The following is a 17,814-nucleotide window of genomic DNA, read 5'->3' on the forward strand; positions in this document are numbered from 1 at the left end:
GCCAACATGGGGCGAAGAGCAGGCCCCACAACACATCCCCAGGCTCCGCCTCCGCACGGACCGACCCGAAACACCCCTCGTAGCGGGGCACGATATGCGCGATTCCAGACCCACATGGGGCACAGAGCAGGCCCCACAAAACGTCCCCACCCACGTTGCGGGGCCCGATGTGCGTGCTTCCGGGCCAACATGGGGCGAAATGCAGGCCCCACAACACATCCCCACCCACGTTGCGGGGCACGATATGCGCGATTCCAGGCCCACATGGGGCGCAGAGCGGGCCCCACAAAGCACGACCAACACCCCAGCCCACGTTGCGGGGCCCGAAATGCGTGCTTCAAGCCAAAAATGGGGCGCAGAACAGGCCCCGCAACACACCCACAGGCTGCGCCTCCGCACGGACCGACCCGAAACACCCCTCCTTGCGGGGCCCGATGTACGTGCTTCAAGCCAAAAATGGAGCGCAGAACAGGCCCCACAACGCACCCCTTCCCCACAACACACGCCCACCCACACACCCGCACCGGCGCTCAAGGGAGCCTGGCCGGAGCTCGCCACTCGGCCCGCGCCCACGGCAAACCCGGCAACCGCCCCTATAACCGAAGCGATCGCCCGCCAAGCCCGGCTCACCGACGAACATCGGGCGGTCTGACATGGAGCGCGTCGCCTTCCTGATCGAGGACACCGGGGAACACCTCGGCTGCCTGCTCAACCCGGAAACGGTGGTCATGCAGCGCTCGGCCGGCGTGGAGCCCCGGAGAAGTGCGGGCGGCAAACTCAGCGGCAGCGGACTGGCCGATGACCCCCTGCTCTTCACGGGAGGCGGCCACACCGAGCTGAGGCTGGATCTGCTCTTCGACGTCGACCTCGCGCCGGCGTCGCTTCATGTGCAGGACGTGCGGCAAATGACCAGGCCCATCTGGGCGCTCGCCGAGAACAGCGCGGAGGTGGAGCGCCAGCGGAGGCCTCCGTCGGTCCGCTTTGTGTGGGGCCGTGCGTGGAATGTGCCCGGAATCGTGACCGAGGTGGCGGAGCGCTTCGATCGCTTCGCCCCGGACGGTTCACCGCTCAGGTCCTGGATGCGGATGGTCTTTGTTCGCGTTGGCCAGTCCGCTGACGAGGAAGGCGGAGAGAATTACGAGCTAGCCCAGCGACTCCCTGTCGTGGATCTGACGGCCCCGCCGGTGGACACGCTGGCGGTCACGGGCGACGGCAGCACGGACAGGGACGCAGCAATGCCCGACGGCGGCGAGCTCCTTCCTGAGGTCCCGCCGGCTGAGTTGGGGCGACTTTCCGTTGAAGCCTTCGGGACGCCCCTGCTCTGGAAGCTGCTCCTGGAGTACAACGATATCGACGACCCCGCTCACTTCAGCGGGCCGCTCGCTGTCCCGCCGGTTGGTGAAGCACCATGAGGCGTGAAGCATCATGAGGCAAGTCCAGGGCCTTCCCGAGCTCGTCGTGACGTTGGGCAGGCGAAGACTGACAACTGCGGAGACGGCAGCCATCGTTTCAGTCCAGGTGCTGGGATCCTTGGCGAGGCCGGCCCAGTGCCTCATCAGCTGGCGGCCCGGTCCGGGCAGGACCGCCGCCGCGAGGGGTGGCGTCGATCCGGCCCCTGGTGATGCCCTCCGGGTTGAGCTCGGCGGTCACCGGACCCCGCTCTTCGTGGGGGAGGTGACCGTTGTGGAGTACAGCTACGGGGCCAACCTCGGTCAGGAAATCCGTATCAGGGCCTACGATGCCCTGCACCGGCTGAGGAAGCGCCAATTCACCAGGCTGCACGAGGACGTCGATCTCGCCGGACTGGCAAGAAAACTCTGCGAGGGCACCGGACTGGATGTAGTGGGCGGCGGCGCCAAGCTCGGGCAGGTCTACCAGTGCGCCCGCACGGACCTGAGCCTTCTCGTTGAACAGAGTGCACGGGTGGGCGCCTACCCTGTGGTGCACGACGGCACCCTCAGGCTCACAGGACTCGACGGCGAAGGCGAACCCTTGGAGCTCAGCCTCGGGGAATCCCTGCATTCGGCAGAGATCGAGGTCAGCCAGGAACCCGCGTACGCGTCCGCAATGATCAACGGCTGGCGTGCCGAGGACGCTTCAGTCCACCAGGCCGAAACGAGCAGCAGCGATGCCAAAGCCCAAGTGGCAGCTGACCCAACATTGGCCAGCGTGGGCGCAGGCGGCGAACTCCGGCGGGACAACGAAGTGCTCGACTCCACCCAGGAGGCGAATGGATTGGCGCAGTCCGAGCTGGACGTCAGGATAGCCGGGCAGGTCACGGCAGTGTTCGTGGCTGAGGGCAATCCCGGGCTCAGGGCGGGTGGGCGCGTGCGGATCAAGGGGGTGGCGCCGTCCATCGAAGGAACGTACCTGATCGCGAGCGCCTCACACCGTTTGGATGGCACGGGCTACGAAACCACCCTTACCACGCGACCACCGAGCCCGATTCCCGAAAGGCGCCCGGACGTCTTCACTCTGGGCACGGTGGTGGACGTTGACGATCCCGAGGCCCGTGGGCGTGCGCGTGTGCAACTACCGGCCTACCCGGACCTGCAGACCGCATGGGCTCCCGTGCTCACGGCAGCAGCTGGTCCTGGCAAGGGGATGGTCACACCGCCAGCTCCCGGCGACCACGTCCTGGTGCTGCTTCCCGCCACGGATCCGGCTCAGGCCATCATCCTCGGTGGCCTGTACGGCAGCGAACAGACGCCCGACAACCGCGTCAACACTCCCCGGGAGAGCCGGTACACGTTCCGGAGTGCGGACGGCCAACAAATAATGCTCGACGGCGGTGCGCGCACCGTGAGCTTCACGGACGGCCACGGCTCGTCAGTGGAGCTGGGCCCGGAGAAGCTCCGCATCACCGCTGCCACGGACCTGGTGCTGGAAGCCCCGGGCAAAGCCATGAAAATCCGTGCGAAATCAGTCGACTTCGAGGAGGCCTAAGCCATGAAGATCCTGGTCAAGGAGGCTATCCTGCGGTGCGGGCACGACGGCAAAGTGGAGAACGTCCCCTCGCAGGAGTGGGTCCGTGTCAAGGGGTCGCCGGTGCTGGTGGACAACGATCCCCAAGGCCGGGACATCAACATGTGCCCTCATATTGGCATCAACATCAAGCCTTGCAATAAGACGCTGCCGGTCACCAAAGGCTATTCAACCTTCATCAGAATCGGGGGCAAGGCCGTCTGCCTTGACACTGTGGAGGGCTTCACCGACGGCACACCCCCGGGCGCCGTGAAGTACAACGTGCGGCGGCCCGGACAAACGTTGGTGGGGTCGGGTTCATGAAAAAGGGACAGTCATGAGCGCCCCACGCTACACATCGATTGCTTTCATCCATCCGGATTTCGACGCAGCAGCCGGCGTCCCCGGTCTGCGCATCACCCCTTCAGGCAGGTTGGCGACTGTTACGGACGCAGCCTCCATCCGTCAGGCCCTCCTCCTCCTGCTGAGCACCAGGCCCGGCGAGCGCGTCAACCGCCCGACATACGGCTGCCATTTGTTCCGTTTGGCATTCGCTCCGGCTGACGACACCACCGCCGGACTGGCCATCCACTATGTGGCCCGCGCGGTGGAGCAGTGGGAGCGACGCATCACGGTCCTTTCCCTGGACGCGTCACGCTCGCCGGAGGATCCCGAAGTTCTCGAGGTGCGGCTGAAGTACTGTGTCCGCACCACCCAGCTTGAGGACGAGATCGCCATCGCATTGCCCGTGGAATCCGGAGGTGCAGTATGAGTGTCCCCGTGCCCAACCTGGACGATCGCAGCTTCGCGGACCTCGTGGCCGGCGCCCGCGAGCGCATCCAGCAAATTGCCCCTGAGTGGACGGACCTCTCGGTCCACGATCCCGGCATCACCATCGTGGAGGCCTTCGCCTACCTTACGGACACGCTCATGTACCGGCTCAACCGTGTGCCGGACAAACTTTACGCCGTTTACCTGAACCTCCTGGGCACGTCGCTGTACCCGCCGAGCACGGCCGAAACGATGCTGGAATTCAGCCGCTCATCCGCCACTGGCACAACCGCAGGCCAGGAGATCCGGATCCCCCGCGGCACGCAGGTCAGCTGCCCACCGGGCGTTCCTGGCTCACCCCAGCCGGTATTTACGACGACGGCCGCAGCCACTTTGGCTCCCGGCGAGAGCAGCGTCCTGGTCCCCGCAGCCGATGTCACCATGTACGACGCCGTACCGATTGGTTCCGGGACCGGCAGGCCGGGCCAGAGCTTCGTGATCCCGAACGCGCCGATCGTCTCGGGCGCAGGGCTGGCAATCGCCGTCGAAGTTCCGGCAGGGACGCGGCTAAGCAGTGGTGAGGCTGTGCTGGTAGACGGAAAACCTTTCCGGTACTGCAGGGAAGTGGAGGCGTTCGCCGACGCAAGGCCTGGTGAGATGCCGGTGCGGATCGACCGAAGTGCCGGCGTCGCGGTGTTCGCGTGGTGGGACGAAGAGTCCAGGACGCGAACGGAAACCGGGCAAGGGCCATTGGTACCAGGGGCAGGTGCCGAAGTTCGCGCTTGGTACCGCAGCGGTGGTGGTTCCGGCGGTAACGTCGGCGCGGGTCAGCTCACGGTGCTGCGTTCCCCTGTCCCGGGAGCCAAGGTCACCAATCCGGAGCCGGCAACGGGAGGCCGCGACGGCGAGTCCTTGGAGAACGCCCTGAGGCGCGCGCCTCAGGATTTTCAAGCCCGCGACCGCGCAGTTACCGTCCGGGACTACGAGGTCCTGGCACGGCGGCACGGCGGCGTGGGCCGTGCGAGGGCCTTCACACGCAAGGATCTGTGGGCGTTTGCCCGGCCCGGGGAAGTGGAAATTGTGCTGGTCCCATTCGTTCCCGGCGGCGGAGCAGGCGCGGCCCAACCATTACGCGCAGCGGACCTTATGTCACACGCACGCGACGAAGTGCGAATCGAAGTGGAACAATATCTCCGCAGGCGGTCCACGGTTGGCGCCGAGCCTGTAGTGCGCTGGGGCCTCTACAAACAGGTGCTGGTGGATGCGCGGATCGTTGTTCGTCCCGACGAGGATGCCGAAGCCGTGAAATCCAGGATCGTGGGCCGCCTGTCTGAAGGGATCAGTCCGCTGAGCCCGGATTCGTCCAGTTACGGATCCGGCTTTGGGAAGCCACTGCGTGTCTCCAATCTGTACCGCGCCATGGAGGAGGCCGAGCCTGGCGTTCAGTATGTGGACCGGGTCAGGCTGGAAGTGGACAAAGTTCCGGACAGTGATGCCGTGTCCTTGGTCCAGTCTGAAGGGCAAGACAAAACGTGGTTCGTGGCCCAGGGCGGCACCCTGTTCCGCACCACCAACGCCGCCGACGGCTGGGAAGCCTGTGCGGATTTTGGAGATCCCTCCGATGGCGACCAGGCGGAAGAAACCGTCCGCGCCATCGCCCCGTTCCGTTCCCCCGCACCTGGCCGGGTGGGTCCGGAGCGGCACCCGGGCATGGTGGCCGTGAGCACGGTGACCGGTACGGGTTCCCGTATTTATCTCAGCGAGGACCTCGGTGAATCGTGGCGCAAAGCAGCGGAACTGGGGTTCGTCGTCGCGGATTTGTGTTGGGTGGACCGCCAGGGTGAGCCGTTGCTGTTGCTGGCAGGCGAACGCGGCCTTTACGAACTTCCGATGAGCCAGGGTGCCATTCCCGTACAGAACGTGGTGGACACGTCCCAGCCGGATCGTGGCTTTTACGCCGTGGACGCCTTGGTGGACGTCCGCGGGCGAACAGGTGTTGTGGTGGCCGCCGAGGCCTCGGCAGGCGTCTGGCTCTCCCCCGATGCCGGTACAGCGGACAGCTTCAAGCAGGTCAAGGCCGCTGGCGAGGACATCCGCTGCATGACCATCCAGTACGACGGCGGTGCGAGCTACGTGTGGCTCGGCCGCGCAGTGCCGGAAGGGGCCGGGACGGGATGCCTGCGGCTGAAGATCGACGAGCTGGGCCGCACGGATTTTGATGAGTCCTTCATGAATTCGTGGGAGCAGTTCAGCACTGGCTGGACCGGGGGCAGTTGCTGGGGTGTCCACGTGATGGGTGACGCTGCCTACGCCGCTACCCAGAGCGGCGGGGTCTTACGGCTGCAGCTGGGCCAGGCGTCAGCTCAGTGGAGCGTGCCGGACGTTAACTGCAATCTGCCGTTGAGGGACCGTACCCGGTTCGAGCCTGTCCGTTCCGTGTCCGGCGCCATCCTTGGCGGCAAGCCCGTGGTCCTTGCTGCCGGCCCGAAAGGCGTTTATCGCAGCTGGGACAACGCCGTTCAATGGGAAAGTTGCACCCGGCGCATGGTGGAGGATGTTGTGACGCTGCCTGACACCTGGCTGTTCTGCTCGGGTGAGCACAGGATCGAGGTGGTCCATGGCAATGGCTGAGTCCGATGTGCCTCAGGAGTCCAATGGGCCTGAGGAGTCCAATGTGCCTCAGGAGTCAAAGCTGCTGAGGGTCCTGCCGGAAGTGTTCCAGGTGGCCGCCGACACCAGCTCTCCCCTGCAGGCCCTTCTTGCTGTGGCGGAGGATATGCATGGGCCCGTCCGGCAGGTCTTGGACCGCATCCATACCGTTCCCGATCCCGGGCGCGCGCCGTCGTCGTTGATTCCTTTTCTCTCGCGCTGGGTGGATCTGGACTGGTTGACGCTTCCCGGTCCGCAGGGCGGCGCTGGATCCGGCACCATTCCCGGGACCGGTGCCATTCCCATATCGCGGCAGCGGGACCTCATCGCGGCCGCGGCGCAGCTCTCCGCACGGCGCGGCACTGTGGACGGGCTCACCCGTTTCCTGCACCTGGCCACGGGCGTGCCGGGCTTCGAGGTGGAATCCGTTCCGGGTGCCTTCCATATCAGGGTGCTGGTTCCTGCGGAAGCGGGTGGGCAGCTGGAGTTGATCCAGCGGATCGTCAAAGGCATGAAACCCGCGCACGTGACGGATGAGGTCACGGTGCAGGCAAATGGATGACCCGGCATGAATAAGGAGAACCGAACCCCAATTCTCGTGGTGGTCGCCTGTGGAGTGATCGCGCTGTTAGTGCTGGTGTTCGGCGTCAGTTGCGGGGGCGGGAACAACGATGCAGCACGGGACTGGCAGGGCGGATTCTCCGGCGCAGCCGCGGGCGCGAAACTCACTTCGGCAGACCTGTCTGCCCACGGCGGTTCGTGTTCGGCATCGGATACCCAACTGGTGGTTACGGGCGCGTGTGTGTTCGATGTGAAGGAATTCGGTGGAGGCCTGTTCTATTTCGGACCTCCCACCAAGCGGGCAAGGCTCGCCCCGCAGCAGGCGGTCACCGTCTCGCTGTTGGTGCAGGGCACGCGGGCTGAGCAGAATTCAGGCCCAGGGAAAACCGTGGACCTGACCTTCGGGACCTCGGGCGGACAGATGGGAATCGTCTGTCCTGGTCTGGGGACCTGTGTGTTGCTGATCCAGGAAGCCGGAGGCTGAGATGTGCTGCTATGCACCGAAACTACAAACCGCGATCCCAGGAGTTGTTGTGCCATGACTGCCATCACCATGACGTTGAGCTCCCCGGATGTGGTTCTTAACGACGGGAAGGGATCGCTGACAGCTTCCGTCACCAACGGCTCCACCACTTCGGAGCGTGTGGTGCTCGGCGCCTTCCCGGGGCAGGTGACCAATCCGCCGTCGAAAACGTACACCACCATCCCCAACCCTCTGCGGACCATCGCTGGCGGGGCCACCGAACAGTACGTGGTCAATTTCGACACCGCAGGAGCTTCCGAGGGCAGCTACCCGGTGAAGTTGATCGCCTACTCCGCCGACGACGCACCTGAGGACTACGCGGACCAAGCGCATGTGGTCACACTGACTGTTCCGACGGCCGAAAAGCAGAAGCCCAAGCCGGGATTCCCGTGGTTGTGGGTGATCATCGGGGGTGTGGTGCTGCTGGCGGTTATCGGCGTGATCCTGTACTTCATGTTCAAGGACGCCAACGTTCCGGATGTGAAAACCAAACCGCAGGCTGAGGCGGTCAAGATCGTGACGGACGCCGGTTTCAAAGCGGCCACGACGGAAATCGAAAGCGCCTCGCCTGAAGGAACGGTAGTCAACCAGAGTCCCGCCGGCGGCGAGAAGGTAGGGCGCGGCAGCACGGTCAACCTGGAAATTGCGGTTCCCGTGAAGGCCACCGTGCCCAGCGTCCTGGGATCACGGATTGAAACAGCCCGTAACGCCTTCCAGACGGCACAACTGCAATTGGACTTCACCCAGGGTTCCGCCTGCCAAAGCTCGCCGCCCCTCTCCCTGGTGAGGTGCGTAGTGGTGGGCGTCAATCCCGACGTCGGCACCAAGGTCAACGTCAACGCGCTCGTTTTGGTACGGACTGAATTAAGGTCCAGCATCATCGTTGATCCGGTGAACATCTGTCTAAGCAACCCCCAACTTTGCGAGGTGCGGCTGAACCCGTGACTATTTCCGGACACGTTTGCCTGCCTGGGCAGCTGCCATGAAAAGATCAACCATGCGTCCGATGCAGCACTCCAGCAAACTCCAGAATGTCCGCTACGAACTCCGTGGTCCCATCCTCCAGGCCGCCAAGGCCATGGAAGCCGAGGGACACCGCATCCTCAAGATGAACCTTGGGGACACGGCACCGTTCGGGTTGGAAGCGCCGGAGTCAGTGGTGGTGGACATGATCCACCACATCCGTGGTGCCCAGGGCTACAGCGATTCCAAAGGCATTTTCTCCGCCCGGACCGCGATCTCGCAGTACTACCAAACGCGCGGACTGATGACGATCGGCGTCGAGGATGTCTTCATCGGCAACGGCGTCAGCGAACTCATTTCCATGACCCTGCAGGCGTTCATGGAAAACGGTGACGAGATCCTCATCCCGGCACCCGACTACCCACTCTGGACCGCGGCCGTGACCCTCACGGGTGGCAAAGCCGTTCACTACCTCTGCGATGAGGACGAGAATTGGTGGCCGGACATGGCCGACGTCGAAGCGAAGATCACTCCGCGCACACGGGGCATCGTGATCATCAACCCGAACAATCCCACGGGGGCCGTCTACCCTCGGCATATCCTTGAGCAATTCGCAGCGTTGGCGCGGAAGCATGATCTCGTCCTGTTTTCCGATGAGATCTACGAGAAGATCCGCTACGTCGACGCCCCGCACATTCATACCGCCGCGGTGGCGGACGACATCCCGGTTCTGACGTTCAGCGGACTTTCCAAGGCCTACCGCATGCCCGGCTACCGTGCAGGTTGGGTTGCCGTGACGGGACCATTGACCGCAACAGCTGCCTACCGGGAATCCTTGGAGCTGCTGGCCTCATTGCGGTTGTGCTCCAACGTTCCCGCCCAGCACGCCATCCAGACGTGCCTGGGTGGATACCAGAGCATCGAAGCACTCATTCGTCCCGGCGGGCGCCTGCGTGAGCAACGGGATCTGGCGTGGAAGTTGTTGACGGCGATCCCCGGCGTTTCGTGCGTCCCCGCGGCCGGCTCAATGTACCTGTTCCCCCGGTTGGACCCGGAGATCTACCCCATCGAAAGCGACGAGAAGTTTGTCCTCCAACTCCTGCAGGAACAGAAGATCCTCGTCTCGCACGGAACGGCCTTCAACTGGCCCACACCGGACCACTTCCGTTTCGTGATCCTGCCGACCGTGGAGGACATCGAGGAAGCGGTGCGCAGGATCGAACACTTCCTCGCTGCGTACCGGAACCGCCCGGTGGACTAACCCAACTAGGTCGCATTTGTGCGCGTTTTGACGGCTCAAAACGCGCTTAACTGCGACCTAGTTGGGGGTGCCAGGCAGTTAACGCGCCGGGTCGATCATGGTCATCCCGGCCACGGTCGCTGTATCGAAGCTCGGCAACAGGACCGCCGCTTCCTTCAGGCCGATGGTGCGTTCAATCAGCAGCTGTGGTTGCAGCAAGCCTTGTTCGATGAGCGCCATCATGCCTGGGTAATCAACTGCGGCCATGCCGTGGCTGCCGAGCAGGTCAAGCTCCCAGCCAATAACGCGATCCATCGGGACGCGCGGGTGCCCGTTGATGGAAGGCAACAGGCCGATCTGGACATGCCTTCCACGACGACGAAGGCTGAGGATCGCGTCGGCGCACGTTTGTTCACTTCCGACGGCGTCAATCGCCACGTGGCTGCCACCACTGGTCAGCCGGTTGACGGCTTCCGGAATGTCCGAGCCGTCAGCAAGGACGGTGTGTTCGGCACCCAGGCGTGCTGCCACGGCCAACGCCTGAGGGTTACGGTCCACGGCCACGACCCGCGCCCCAAGCGCCTTGGCAATCATTACTGCGCTCAGGCCCACGCCCCCGGCGCCAACGACGGTCACCCATTCTCCGCTCTTCACCTTTGCCCGGGCAGCGAGCGCCCGGTAGGCGGTGGCGAAGCGGCAGCCGAGGCTGGCCGCCGTCGTAAATTCAACACTGTCAGGGATTGCCACCAGATTGCTGTCCGCAGCATGCAGGGCGACGAACTCGGCGAAGGATCCCCAGTGGGTAAAGCCTGGCTGTTGCTGCTCCGGACAGACCTGGGCCTCTCCTGCCAAGCACCACTCACATTTGCCGCATCCGCAGACGAAAGGAACAGTTACGCGGTCGCCGGTTTTCCAGCGCTGGACGCCTTCGCCCACGGCAGCAATGACACCGGCGAGCTCGTGGCCGGGCACGTGGGGAAAGGCGATGTCGTCGTGTCCGGCCCAGGCGTGCCAGTCGCTGCGGCACATGCCAGTGGCCTCGACTTTCACCACCACCCCTCCGGCCGGGGCCTCAGGCGTGGTTAGTTCCCGCACTTCAGGCCGGGCCCGGACGTCATCAAATATCACTGCTCGCACGCACCGACTCTAACAAGGTCCTCAAGGCTGTCACACTTCGGCCCTCCCTTACGACATCCCTGATGTAAGGCACCACCACAGAAGGGAAACAGCATGACCCGCATCAATATCGGCCATAGCAACAAACTCGGCTACGCCGCTGTCATCGGGCTGGAAGGCTACGCCCGGAAGTCGGTTGATCCCGATTTGTACGAACTCATCAAGCTCCGCGCCTCCATCCTCAACGGCTGCGGCTTCTGCGTGGACATGCACGCCACCGACGGCAGGAAGCGCGGGATTCCCACCCGCAAACTGCATGCCGTGGCAGCGTGGCAGCATTCAAAGGTCTTCTTCGATGCCCGCGAGCAGGCCGTGCTGGCCTTGACCGACGCCATAACCCAGCTGGGGCCGGACACCGTCACCGACGAGGTCTGGAACGCGGCCGCCACCCATTTCGACGACAGCCAGATGGGTGGTTTGGTCCTGGCCATCTCCACGATCAATGTGTGGAACAGGATTGCCGTGAGCACGCAAATGGAGCCGCCGGTAGATGAGAAGAACCCGATCGTCTGAGGGGTAGCGTGGAGGGCATGAGTCTTGCGGTATCGGCCACGGCCGCGTGGCAGAGCGAGCGGAATCGTTTGCTGGGAATCGCCTACCGGATGTTGGGAGATTTCGGCCATGCCGAGGACGTCGTCTCCGAGGTTGCCATCGATGCCGTCCGGCAGGAACGGAAAACCGATGGCCGCCGAGTGGAGTCCTGGCCCGCGTGGCTGACAACGGTGTGCGTGCGGCGCTCGGTTGACCGGGTGCGCCAACTCGCCGCTGTGCGCGAGGACTACACGGGGCCTTGGTTGCCGGAGCCTGTAGATACCTCCAGGCTTCCGGAGGAAACCGTGGCCAACCGCGAGCTCCTGTCCTTGACCTTGCTTCACCTGGCTGAGCAGCTGGCGCCGGAGGCCCGTGCGGCGCTTGTGCTCCACCGCGCTTTTGGGATGTCCGCGCCGGAAATCGCGGACATCCTGGAAAAGACCCCCGCTGCCGTACGCCAAATGATTTCCAGGGCCGAGCGCCGTTTGGACATCGACCCGGACGCTCCCGCGCCCAGGACCAAGGACCGCGCGGCCTTGGAGAAGCTGGTAGGGGCCATCGAGCAAGGTGACATTGACACGGTAGTGGCCATGCTCGATCGGGACGCTGTTCTCTGGGCCGACGGCGGCGGCAAGGTCAAGAGCGCAATGAACCCGGTGTTCGGGGCCGAACGAATCGGGCGGTTCTTCGTGGGCATCCTCGGCAAGGCAGCCGCCTTCGATCCCGTACAGCCCATCACCGCCGAGCTCATCGCTGTGAACGGGGAACCAGCGCTGGTACTCCGGCACTCGGGCCGTGCCGACGTCTTGGTGCTCGATGTCTTGGCGCTCGACGGCGGCCCTGACGGCACCATCCGCGGGTTGCGGCAGATCTCGAATCCGGACAAGTTGACCCGGGTTTCGCTGTGAGTTGGCTCGAGGTAGCGGGAAAGCTGCCCGTTCGCGGGGAAACTTGCCTGCGAATTGGCAGGCTTCCCGCGAAGTCACCGCACTGGTGGCAAGGCTAGTCCCCCGCCGAGCCGCTCACGCGCAGAGCGTTGATGATCGCGGGAATGGACGCAATCAGCATGATCAGGGCCCACACGAGTGCCACCACCACAGTGATCAACGCCCAGAACTGATCTCCAATGGACACCAGCGGTCCGGGCAGGAACCCATGGATCAGCCCCAGGATCACCTGAAGCAGCACGGAAACCACCAGCAGCACCACCAGCCCTGTGACTTTGAGGAACTTGGGTTGGCTAAGGATCAGCAGCACGGCAAACACGATTTTCAGGACCAGCAGCAAACCCAGGATCGCCGCTGCCTGCCCTTTCGGAAAGCTCCCCCAAAGAGCCAGGTAGGCAATGGTTCCAAACGGGGTGGCCACGAACAACCCGATCATCAGGAACAGCTTCGCCAAGGCCAACATTGCCGTAAGGAACGCCGCGATAACCCACAGCAGCGTCACGATGAACGTTGCCAGGCCCTGGATACGGCCATAGGTTCGCAGGTCGATGATCAGGCTGAGGCCCAGCATCACCACGGTAAACAGCAGCAACCCATCCAGGAATGCAAGGAATCCGATGCCCGCGCCTGGCGGTTCGGCATCGGCCCGCTGCGTCTTGAGGAAGACATCCAGCGGAACGCCCAGGTTGTTGGCATCGCTTGCGGAGACGGGGTCGACGGCGGTCTGCCCCAGCAGGAGCGACATCCCCACCTCGACCAGGACTACCAGGGCAAAGACAACGACGGCCGCAATGAAGAAGGGACGGCGCAGGGCATCGGGGTCTGGCCCGCTGCGGAACCCCTCACGAATTGACCACGCTGCGGCCATGGCTCAATTGTGGCACCGGGGGTTTCAAATACAAGCGCCCCACCAACAATGCCGCAGCACCCAGCACGGCCGGAACCAGCAACGCCCACCCGCTGAAGAGCAAGACCACGAGCATCACGACGGCGGCCACGATCACGCCGTACCAGGCCGCGGTTCCGCGGGGCAACAGGAGTACCCCGGCGGCCAGACCAAAAGCGGTCACAGCCGTGAAGCATGCCGAGGCGGCGCCTATCTGGAATTCCATACTGAGGAACCCCACAACTGCTAGGGCGAAGGAAAGCGACGTCATGACAGCGAGTGCCGCCAGGCTCACGGAAGGCACCTCCCCTGCACCCACGCCACGCGCCAAGGGCCGCGGCAGCACGCCGTCGGACGCCAACCTGGCGCCAAGCTTGCTGGCCCCAGCCACGAACGTATTCAGGGGTCCGAACGTCAAGACGGCTGCCGCCACTGCCGTCACGGGGGCCGCCGCCGGTCCCAGTCCTTTCGCCAGCAATTCGGCCACCGGCACGCTGCTGCCCGAGAGCCCTGGACCGAGGACGGCGACGCACGCCGCCACCAAGCCGATATAGACAACACCGACGACGACGAGCGTTAGCCAGGTGGCCCGCTTCAGGTCGCGTTCGGGGTGGCGGAACTCGCCGGCCAGATGCGTCACGGCCTCCCAGCCGGCGAAACAGAAGAAGAGCAAACTCGCTGCGCCGCCCACAGCCCAGTAGCCGTTGGGGGCGAAGGGCACAAAGTTTTCTGCCTTGGCATAGGGCGCCGCCACGGCTACCGCCAGCGCAAGCAACGCCACGAGCAACACCATGAGGAGGAGTTGGAGTTTGCTTGAGACGCGGATCCCCACCGCGTTGCTCACGAAACCTGCCGCCAGGATCAGCCCCGCTGCTATGAGGGCCGTCTCCCGCCCTCCGCCCATGGCATGTGCGATGTACTCTCCGCCGATCACCGCGGTGGCGGGCGCCCCGAACGGGATGGCGAAGTAGAAGAGATAGCCGGCCACAACTGAGGCCCGTTGCCCGAAAGCGCGGGTCACGAACGTGGCGATCCCACCGGCGTCGGGCTGCTGCCTGGACATTTCAGCAAAACTGAACGCCACCGGGGTGCAGAACACCAACAGCAACGCCCATGCTAATAGCGACGCCGGCCCTGCAACTTGGGCGGCGATGGCAGGCAGAACCAGCACACCCGACCCCAGAATGGCACCTACATAGATTCCCGTGGCCCTGAACAATCCAAGGCCGGACTTACCCGAATTACTGACAGCTCTACTCACACCTCTACTGAACAGTGTTCGGGGCAGGTGCAACAAGCAGGGAAACTGCCTGCTCAGGGCAATATCCTGCCGAATTCTTGCTGCCCTTTTTGTTCCTGACCTTCTTTGAATTTCGTCGGGGCACGGTGCAACCCAAAAGGGCTGATTATCCGCCGTACCAACGCCAAAGAGAGTCAGGAAGCAGCGGCCATTTGTACCCGACGCCGAAGCCGGGCCACCAGGGTAGCGGCGAGTAGCGCCGTCGTGATTTCCAGTCCGATCACCAGCAATAGTCCGGCGGCGCCGGAAGTATCAACAGCGTTCGACGCCGGTCCGCCACCGTGCGCGTGTCCGGTACCGCCCGCTCCCAGCAGCAAGACGGAATGAAGGGCAATCATTGCCACAGCGGAAACAGTCACCTGGTGAAGAGCCCCAACGCGGCTGTGGCGCCAGATGTGAACAGTGCAGGGGACGCAGATTGCTGCCAAGGCAATCATGATGACGCCAAGCCACACGCCATGGTGTCCCCAGGCCGCGACCCAGAGGTGGACCATGCATGAGACAGCCGTGAGAGCCGCGCAGAGCCGGGGATGGAGGACGGGCCCGGTTGACTGGACCCGTCGCGTCGTGGTGGTCATGTGTCCGGGGATCCGTTTAGTGGCAGTGGCCGTGCTGATCTGAGCTGTCCGCGTCTGCAGCGGCGGTGGCAGAGCTGTGGCAGCTGGAACCTGAAGAGTTGGCCGGCACGTCCAGCACGGGGCTGCGATCGAAGAAGCCTTCGGGGCGGAGCTTGAAGCCAACCGTGTCCACGGGCATGATCGGCCAGTCCTCCACGCGCGGGAAGTGCGTCAGGCCGAACGTGTGCCAGAGAACGATGTCCTGTCCATCGATGTCGCGGTCCTGCGCCACGAATGCCGGCAAACCTGCTCCGCCGGAGTGCTGGTTCACGAAGTCACCCGTAGGGTACCGTTCCTCGTCGGAGTAACGCGTAACCCAGAGGTCCTTCGTGGCGAATGCGGCGCGCTTCGCGATGGAGGAACCTGGATCGGCCAAAAGGGTGGGCTGGTTTTCGGCGTGGAGCTTGTAGCCGACGGGCTCGCCCAAACGGTTCCGGGACCCGGGGTTGGAGATAATCCACGTCCGGCCTGCACGCGCGTTTGCTTCACGGACGCCTTCAGACTCCTTCGCCAGCACAACGCGCTTGCGGGAGAAGGCGTTGCCGCGTTCGTTGCCCGCACCCATGGCCTGGCGGACCACGTCCTCTTCCTCCACGCGGTTGGTGAAACCGTCAACGGCCATATCCAGGCGGGCGCTGAAGAGGTGCTGGTGGAACGGTGCGCCGAGCCCTGGAGCCAACTGCGAGATGTTGTCCGAACCTCCCTCGGGGAAGGCGCTGGTGAACACGACACCGGTGGCCTTGGCTTCGAACTCAATGGTGCCGTCCAGGTAGAGGTACCAGTAGAAACCGTAATCGTAGTTGCCGATGGTGGTGAAGAAGGAGATCACCAGGCGGCGGTTGCGTCGCGTGTAGGTGATCCCGGTCCAGAGGTCCGAGTGCTTGGAAAGGATGCCCCAGTCTTCCTCGTGCATGCAGATGCCATTGCGGATTTCCCGCGGGTTGCCGAAGGCATCGCTGATGACAGGGCTGAGGTAGGTGATGTCACCCAGGCAATCGCAGCCCAGTTCCAGGGAGTTTGCGTACTGGCCCACGAGGTATTCACCGGTGTCGAAGTAGTTCTGCCAAGACCGGATAGGCGACGGGTCACCGTAGGGCACAACCATCTCCGCGATGGACGCGCGATTAATGATGGGCCTAAGGCGGTCACCATCCCTGAAGGCAAGGTTGTGGAGGACCACTCCTTCGCGGACATCGAAGCCGACGTCCACGCTCCACTTCTCCCACTCCACATGGTTGCCGCCGGTGACCGTGAAACTCGGACCTTCGGGTTGGGTAATGCTGATGGGCTTTTGGGTGGTCCGGAGCGGGCCTGTGAGTTCAGGGTCGGTGTAGTTTCCATGCTCTTCAGGAATCGGCATGACGCCAAGATCAATCACCTGGGTGACTTCCTTGTTGACCACATCCACATACGCCACCAGCCCATCCACCGGGTGCGCCCAAGCGCTGTCCTCAGGGAAATCCTGCACAAAAGCCAGGCCGCGCAGGATCCGCCGGCCCCTCTCGTCGTCGTACTCAAACACGCCCGCGGACAGCGGAGCGACCCTCACCTTGGCCACATCCAGATCCCGTGCTGCCAGGGCGGCAAGCCACCGTTCATCCGTGGCGAGCAGCGTCTCAACAAGCTCGAACTCTTCCTCGAGCACGGGAAGTTCGCCGGAGACTTTGGTATCCAGTTCTGTTGCGGACAGGATCTGGCCGCGCGTCACCGACACCAGGACATCGGTGGGAGCCCCGCCGGAGATGTCATGGATGAACACACGGAAGCGGCGGTCTTCTTGTGCTTGCCCACGGGCCGGATCCACAAGGCCCAGGTAGGCGATCCGCTGCTCGTGGCCAAGATATCCGGCAGCCTGCAGGAGGCTCTGCACCTCGGAGATTTCGGCGCCTGTTGCCAGTTGGTACTGGGTTGCCTGAACGGCGGCTGCGTCAGTTGCTGTCTGGGTTGCTGTGGGCGTCATGGCTGCCTCTTGTCAGGGACCCGTGATGGGTCAGGATTTATTTTCTATAGGTGTAGAGAATAACCAGAACGTAAGATGAGTCACAAGACCTGTCCGCCAAATATTTCTCCGGGAGCTCCGCACAGTGCCAAAGATTGTGGACCACGATCAACGACGCCTCGAACTGGTGGACGCAACCTGGCGGATCATTGCAAGGCTGGGCATTGAAGGCGCCACCATGCGGGAAATTGCGGAAGAAGCCGGCTTTGCCAATGGCGCCCTCAAGCCCTACTTTCCCACCAAGGATCTGCTGCTGACGTCAGCTTTCGGACACGTTTTCAACCGCACCAACCAGCGCATAGCCGCCGTGACCACGGGTTTGGCCGGCGTCGCCGCCCTGCGCGCCTTCTGCGCCGAGGTCCTGCCGCTGGACGAGGAACGCGTCAACGAAGCGCGCATCGTGATCCCGTTTTGGCAGAAGGCACTCAACGACGCAGCGATGGCCACCCTGCACAGCGAGTCCATGAACCAGTGGCACAGCACCATCACGGCACATACAGCAGCAGCCCGCGCGGCCGGCGAGATTGCCGCCCCCATCGGGGACGCCGCCGTCGCCGATCATCTGCTCAACATGATGCTGGGCGCCCAGATCGTGGCAGCGCTGTCCCCTGCAGAGCACTTTGCCCAGGACCTTGAGGGGCAGCTGGACAACTACCTGAGGCTGCTGGCGGGATAACTACGAGCCGG

17 protein-coding genes are annotated in these 17,814 nt (G+C 63.8%); 12 read left to right on the forward strand and 5 right to left on the reverse strand.

Features of this window, described 5'->3' with window-relative positions:
• Positions 1-653 precede the first annotated feature (653 nt).
• Genes KSW38_RS20235 through KSW38_RS20275 form a run of 9 tightly spaced genes read left to right on the forward strand, consistent with a single transcriptional unit; the run spans position 654 to position 9,692 of the window.
• Entirely contained in the window at positions 654-1,412 is a 759-nt protein-coding gene (locus KSW38_RS20235; protein ID WP_216926746.1) for a CIS tube protein, read from the forward strand.
• A gap of 13 nt (positions 1,413-1,425) precedes the next feature.
• Positions 1,426-2,946, forward strand: a complete 1,521-nt coding sequence (locus KSW38_RS20240) for a phage baseplate assembly protein V (protein ID WP_216926747.1) — start codon at positions 1,426-1,428, stop codon at positions 2,944-2,946.
• 3 nt (positions 2,947-2,949) lie between these two features.
• Complete coding sequence (locus tag KSW38_RS20245; protein ID WP_216926748.1) at positions 2,950-3,288, forward strand: hypothetical protein; 339 nt, start codon at positions 2,950-2,952, stop codon at positions 3,286-3,288.
• A gap of 13 nt (positions 3,289-3,301) precedes the next feature.
• A complete protein-coding gene (locus KSW38_RS20250) occupies positions 3,302-3,736 on the forward strand; it encodes a GPW/gp25 family protein (protein WP_216926749.1) in 435 nt (144 codons plus the stop codon).
• Entirely contained in the window at positions 3,733-6,366 is a 2,634-nt protein-coding gene (locus KSW38_RS20255) for a baseplate J/gp47 family protein (RefSeq protein WP_216926750.1), read from the forward strand. The genes KSW38_RS20250 and KSW38_RS20255 overlap by 4 nt, the downstream gene beginning before the upstream one ends.
• A gap of 43 nt (positions 6,367-6,409) precedes the next feature.
• Positions 6,410-6,946 (forward strand): phage tail protein, encoded by a 537-nt coding sequence (locus tag KSW38_RS20260; RefSeq protein WP_216926751.1) that lies wholly within the window; start codon positions 6,410-6,412, stop codon positions 6,944-6,946.
• A gap of 6 nt (positions 6,947-6,952) precedes the next feature.
• Entirely contained in the window at positions 6,953-7,429 is a 477-nt protein-coding gene (locus tag KSW38_RS20265) for a hypothetical protein (protein WP_216926752.1), read from the forward strand.
• 54 nt (positions 7,430-7,483) lie between these two features.
• Positions 7,484-8,413: a PASTA domain-containing protein gene (locus tag KSW38_RS20270; RefSeq protein ID WP_216926753.1), complete on the forward strand. Its 930-nt coding sequence runs from the start codon at positions 7,484-7,486 to the stop codon at positions 8,411-8,413.
• Between the two features lie 52 nt (positions 8,414-8,465).
• Entirely contained in the window at positions 8,466-9,692 is a 1,227-nt protein-coding gene (locus KSW38_RS20275; protein WP_216926799.1) for a pyridoxal phosphate-dependent aminotransferase, read from the forward strand.
• Between the two features lie 78 nt (positions 9,693-9,770).
• Here the strand turns inward: KSW38_RS20275 and KSW38_RS20280 are convergent, their stop codons facing one another.
• Positions 9,771-10,808 carry a zinc-dependent alcohol dehydrogenase family protein gene (locus tag KSW38_RS20280; protein WP_216926754.1) on the reverse strand — a complete coding sequence of 346 codons (1,038 nt, stop codon included), beginning with the start codon at positions 10,806-10,808 and terminating at the stop codon, positions 9,771-9,773.
• A gap of 93 nt (positions 10,809-10,901) precedes the next feature.
• On the opposite strand from KSW38_RS20280, the gene KSW38_RS20285 reads away from it, so the two are divergent.
• Both KSW38_RS20285 and KSW38_RS20290 read left to right on the forward strand, forming a co-directional pair.
• Positions 10,902-11,360, forward strand: coding sequence for a carboxymuconolactone decarboxylase family protein (locus KSW38_RS20285; RefSeq protein WP_216926755.1), 459 nt, complete (start codon positions 10,902-10,904; stop codon positions 11,358-11,360).
• Positions 11,361-11,377: 17 nt separating this feature from the next.
• Positions 11,378-12,286 carry a sigma-70 family RNA polymerase sigma factor gene (locus tag KSW38_RS20290; protein ID WP_216926756.1) on the forward strand — a complete coding sequence of 303 codons (909 nt, stop codon included), beginning with the start codon at positions 11,378-11,380 and terminating at the stop codon, positions 12,284-12,286.
• 94 nt (positions 12,287-12,380) lie between these two features.
• Here the strand turns inward: KSW38_RS20290 and KSW38_RS20295 are convergent, their stop codons facing one another.
• From KSW38_RS20295 to KSW38_RS20310, 4 genes are all read right to left on the reverse strand, one after another.
• Positions 12,381-13,193 (reverse strand): hypothetical protein, encoded by an 813-nt coding sequence (locus tag KSW38_RS20295; protein ID WP_216926757.1) that lies wholly within the window; start codon positions 13,191-13,193, stop codon positions 12,381-12,383.
• Positions 13,168-14,472, reverse strand: a complete 1,305-nt coding sequence (locus KSW38_RS20300) for an APC family permease (protein WP_308169456.1) — start codon at positions 14,470-14,472, stop codon at positions 13,168-13,170. Before KSW38_RS20300 ends, KSW38_RS20295 begins: the two co-directional genes overlap by 26 nt.
• 173 nt (positions 14,473-14,645) lie before the next feature.
• On the reverse strand, positions 14,646-15,089 hold the full coding sequence (locus tag KSW38_RS20305; protein WP_216926758.1) for a hypothetical protein: 444 nt from the start codon (positions 15,087-15,089) through the stop codon (positions 14,646-14,648).
• 16 nt (positions 15,090-15,105) lie between these two features.
• A complete protein-coding gene (locus tag KSW38_RS20310; protein ID WP_216926759.1) occupies positions 15,106-17,088 on the reverse strand; it encodes a primary-amine oxidase in 1,983 nt (660 codons plus the stop codon).
• A 124-nt stretch (positions 17,089-17,212) separates the two neighbouring features.
• Between KSW38_RS20310 and KSW38_RS20315 the strand changes: the two genes are divergently transcribed.
• A complete protein-coding gene (locus tag KSW38_RS20315; RefSeq protein WP_216926760.1) occupies positions 17,213-17,803 on the forward strand; it encodes a TetR/AcrR family transcriptional regulator in 591 nt (196 codons plus the stop codon).
• Positions 17,804-17,814: the final 11 nt, after the last annotated feature.

The sequence above is a fragment of the Paenarthrobacter aromaticivorans genome (genome assembly GCF_019038615.1).
Taxonomy (GTDB): Bacteria; Actinomycetota; Actinomycetes; order Actinomycetales; family Micrococcaceae; genus Arthrobacter; species Arthrobacter aromaticivorans.

What these genes read in the sequence shown, in the direction of transcription:
- KSW38_RS20265 (WP_216926752.1), top strand. Translation starts at nt 6,953, where the DNA reads ATGAATAAGGAGAACCGAACCCCAATTCTCGTGGTGGTCGCCTGTGGA.
- KSW38_RS20285 (WP_216926755.1), top strand. Translation starts at nt 10,902, where the DNA reads ATGACCCGCATCAATATCGGCCATAGCAACAAACTCGGCTACGCCGCT.
- KSW38_RS20305 (WP_216926758.1), bottom strand. Translation starts at nt 15,089, where the DNA reads ATGACCACCACGACGCGACGGGTCCAGTCAACCGGGCCCGTCCTCCAT.
- KSW38_RS20250 (WP_216926749.1), top strand. Translation starts at nt 3,302, where the DNA reads ATGAGCGCCCCACGCTACACATCGATTGCTTTCATCCATCCGGATTTC.
- KSW38_RS20245 (WP_216926748.1), top strand. Translation starts at nt 2,950, where the DNA reads ATGAAGATCCTGGTCAAGGAGGCTATCCTGCGGTGCGGGCACGACGGC.
- KSW38_RS20310 (WP_216926759.1), bottom strand. Translation starts at nt 17,088, where the DNA reads ATGACGCCCACAGCAACCCAGACAGCAACTGACGCAGCCGCCGTTCAG.
- KSW38_RS20290 (WP_216926756.1), top strand. Translation starts at nt 11,378, where the DNA reads ATGAGTCTTGCGGTATCGGCCACGGCCGCGTGGCAGAGCGAGCGGAAT.
- KSW38_RS20275 (WP_216926799.1), top strand. Translation starts at nt 8,466, where the DNA reads ATGCGTCCGATGCAGCACTCCAGCAAACTCCAGAATGTCCGCTACGAA.
- KSW38_RS20235 (WP_216926746.1), top strand. Translation starts at nt 654, where the DNA reads ATGGAGCGCGTCGCCTTCCTGATCGAGGACACCGGGGAACACCTCGGC.
- KSW38_RS20255 (WP_216926750.1), top strand. Translation starts at nt 3,733, where the DNA reads ATGAGTGTCCCCGTGCCCAACCTGGACGATCGCAGCTTCGCGGACCTC.
- KSW38_RS20240 (WP_216926747.1), top strand. Translation starts at nt 1,426, where the DNA reads ATGAGGCAAGTCCAGGGCCTTCCCGAGCTCGTCGTGACGTTGGGCAGG.
- KSW38_RS20270 (WP_216926753.1), top strand. Translation starts at nt 7,484, where the DNA reads ATGACTGCCATCACCATGACGTTGAGCTCCCCGGATGTGGTTCTTAAC.
- KSW38_RS20295 (WP_216926757.1), bottom strand. Translation starts at nt 13,193, where the DNA reads ATGGCCGCAGCGTGGTCAATTCGTGAGGGGTTCCGCAGCGGGCCAGAC.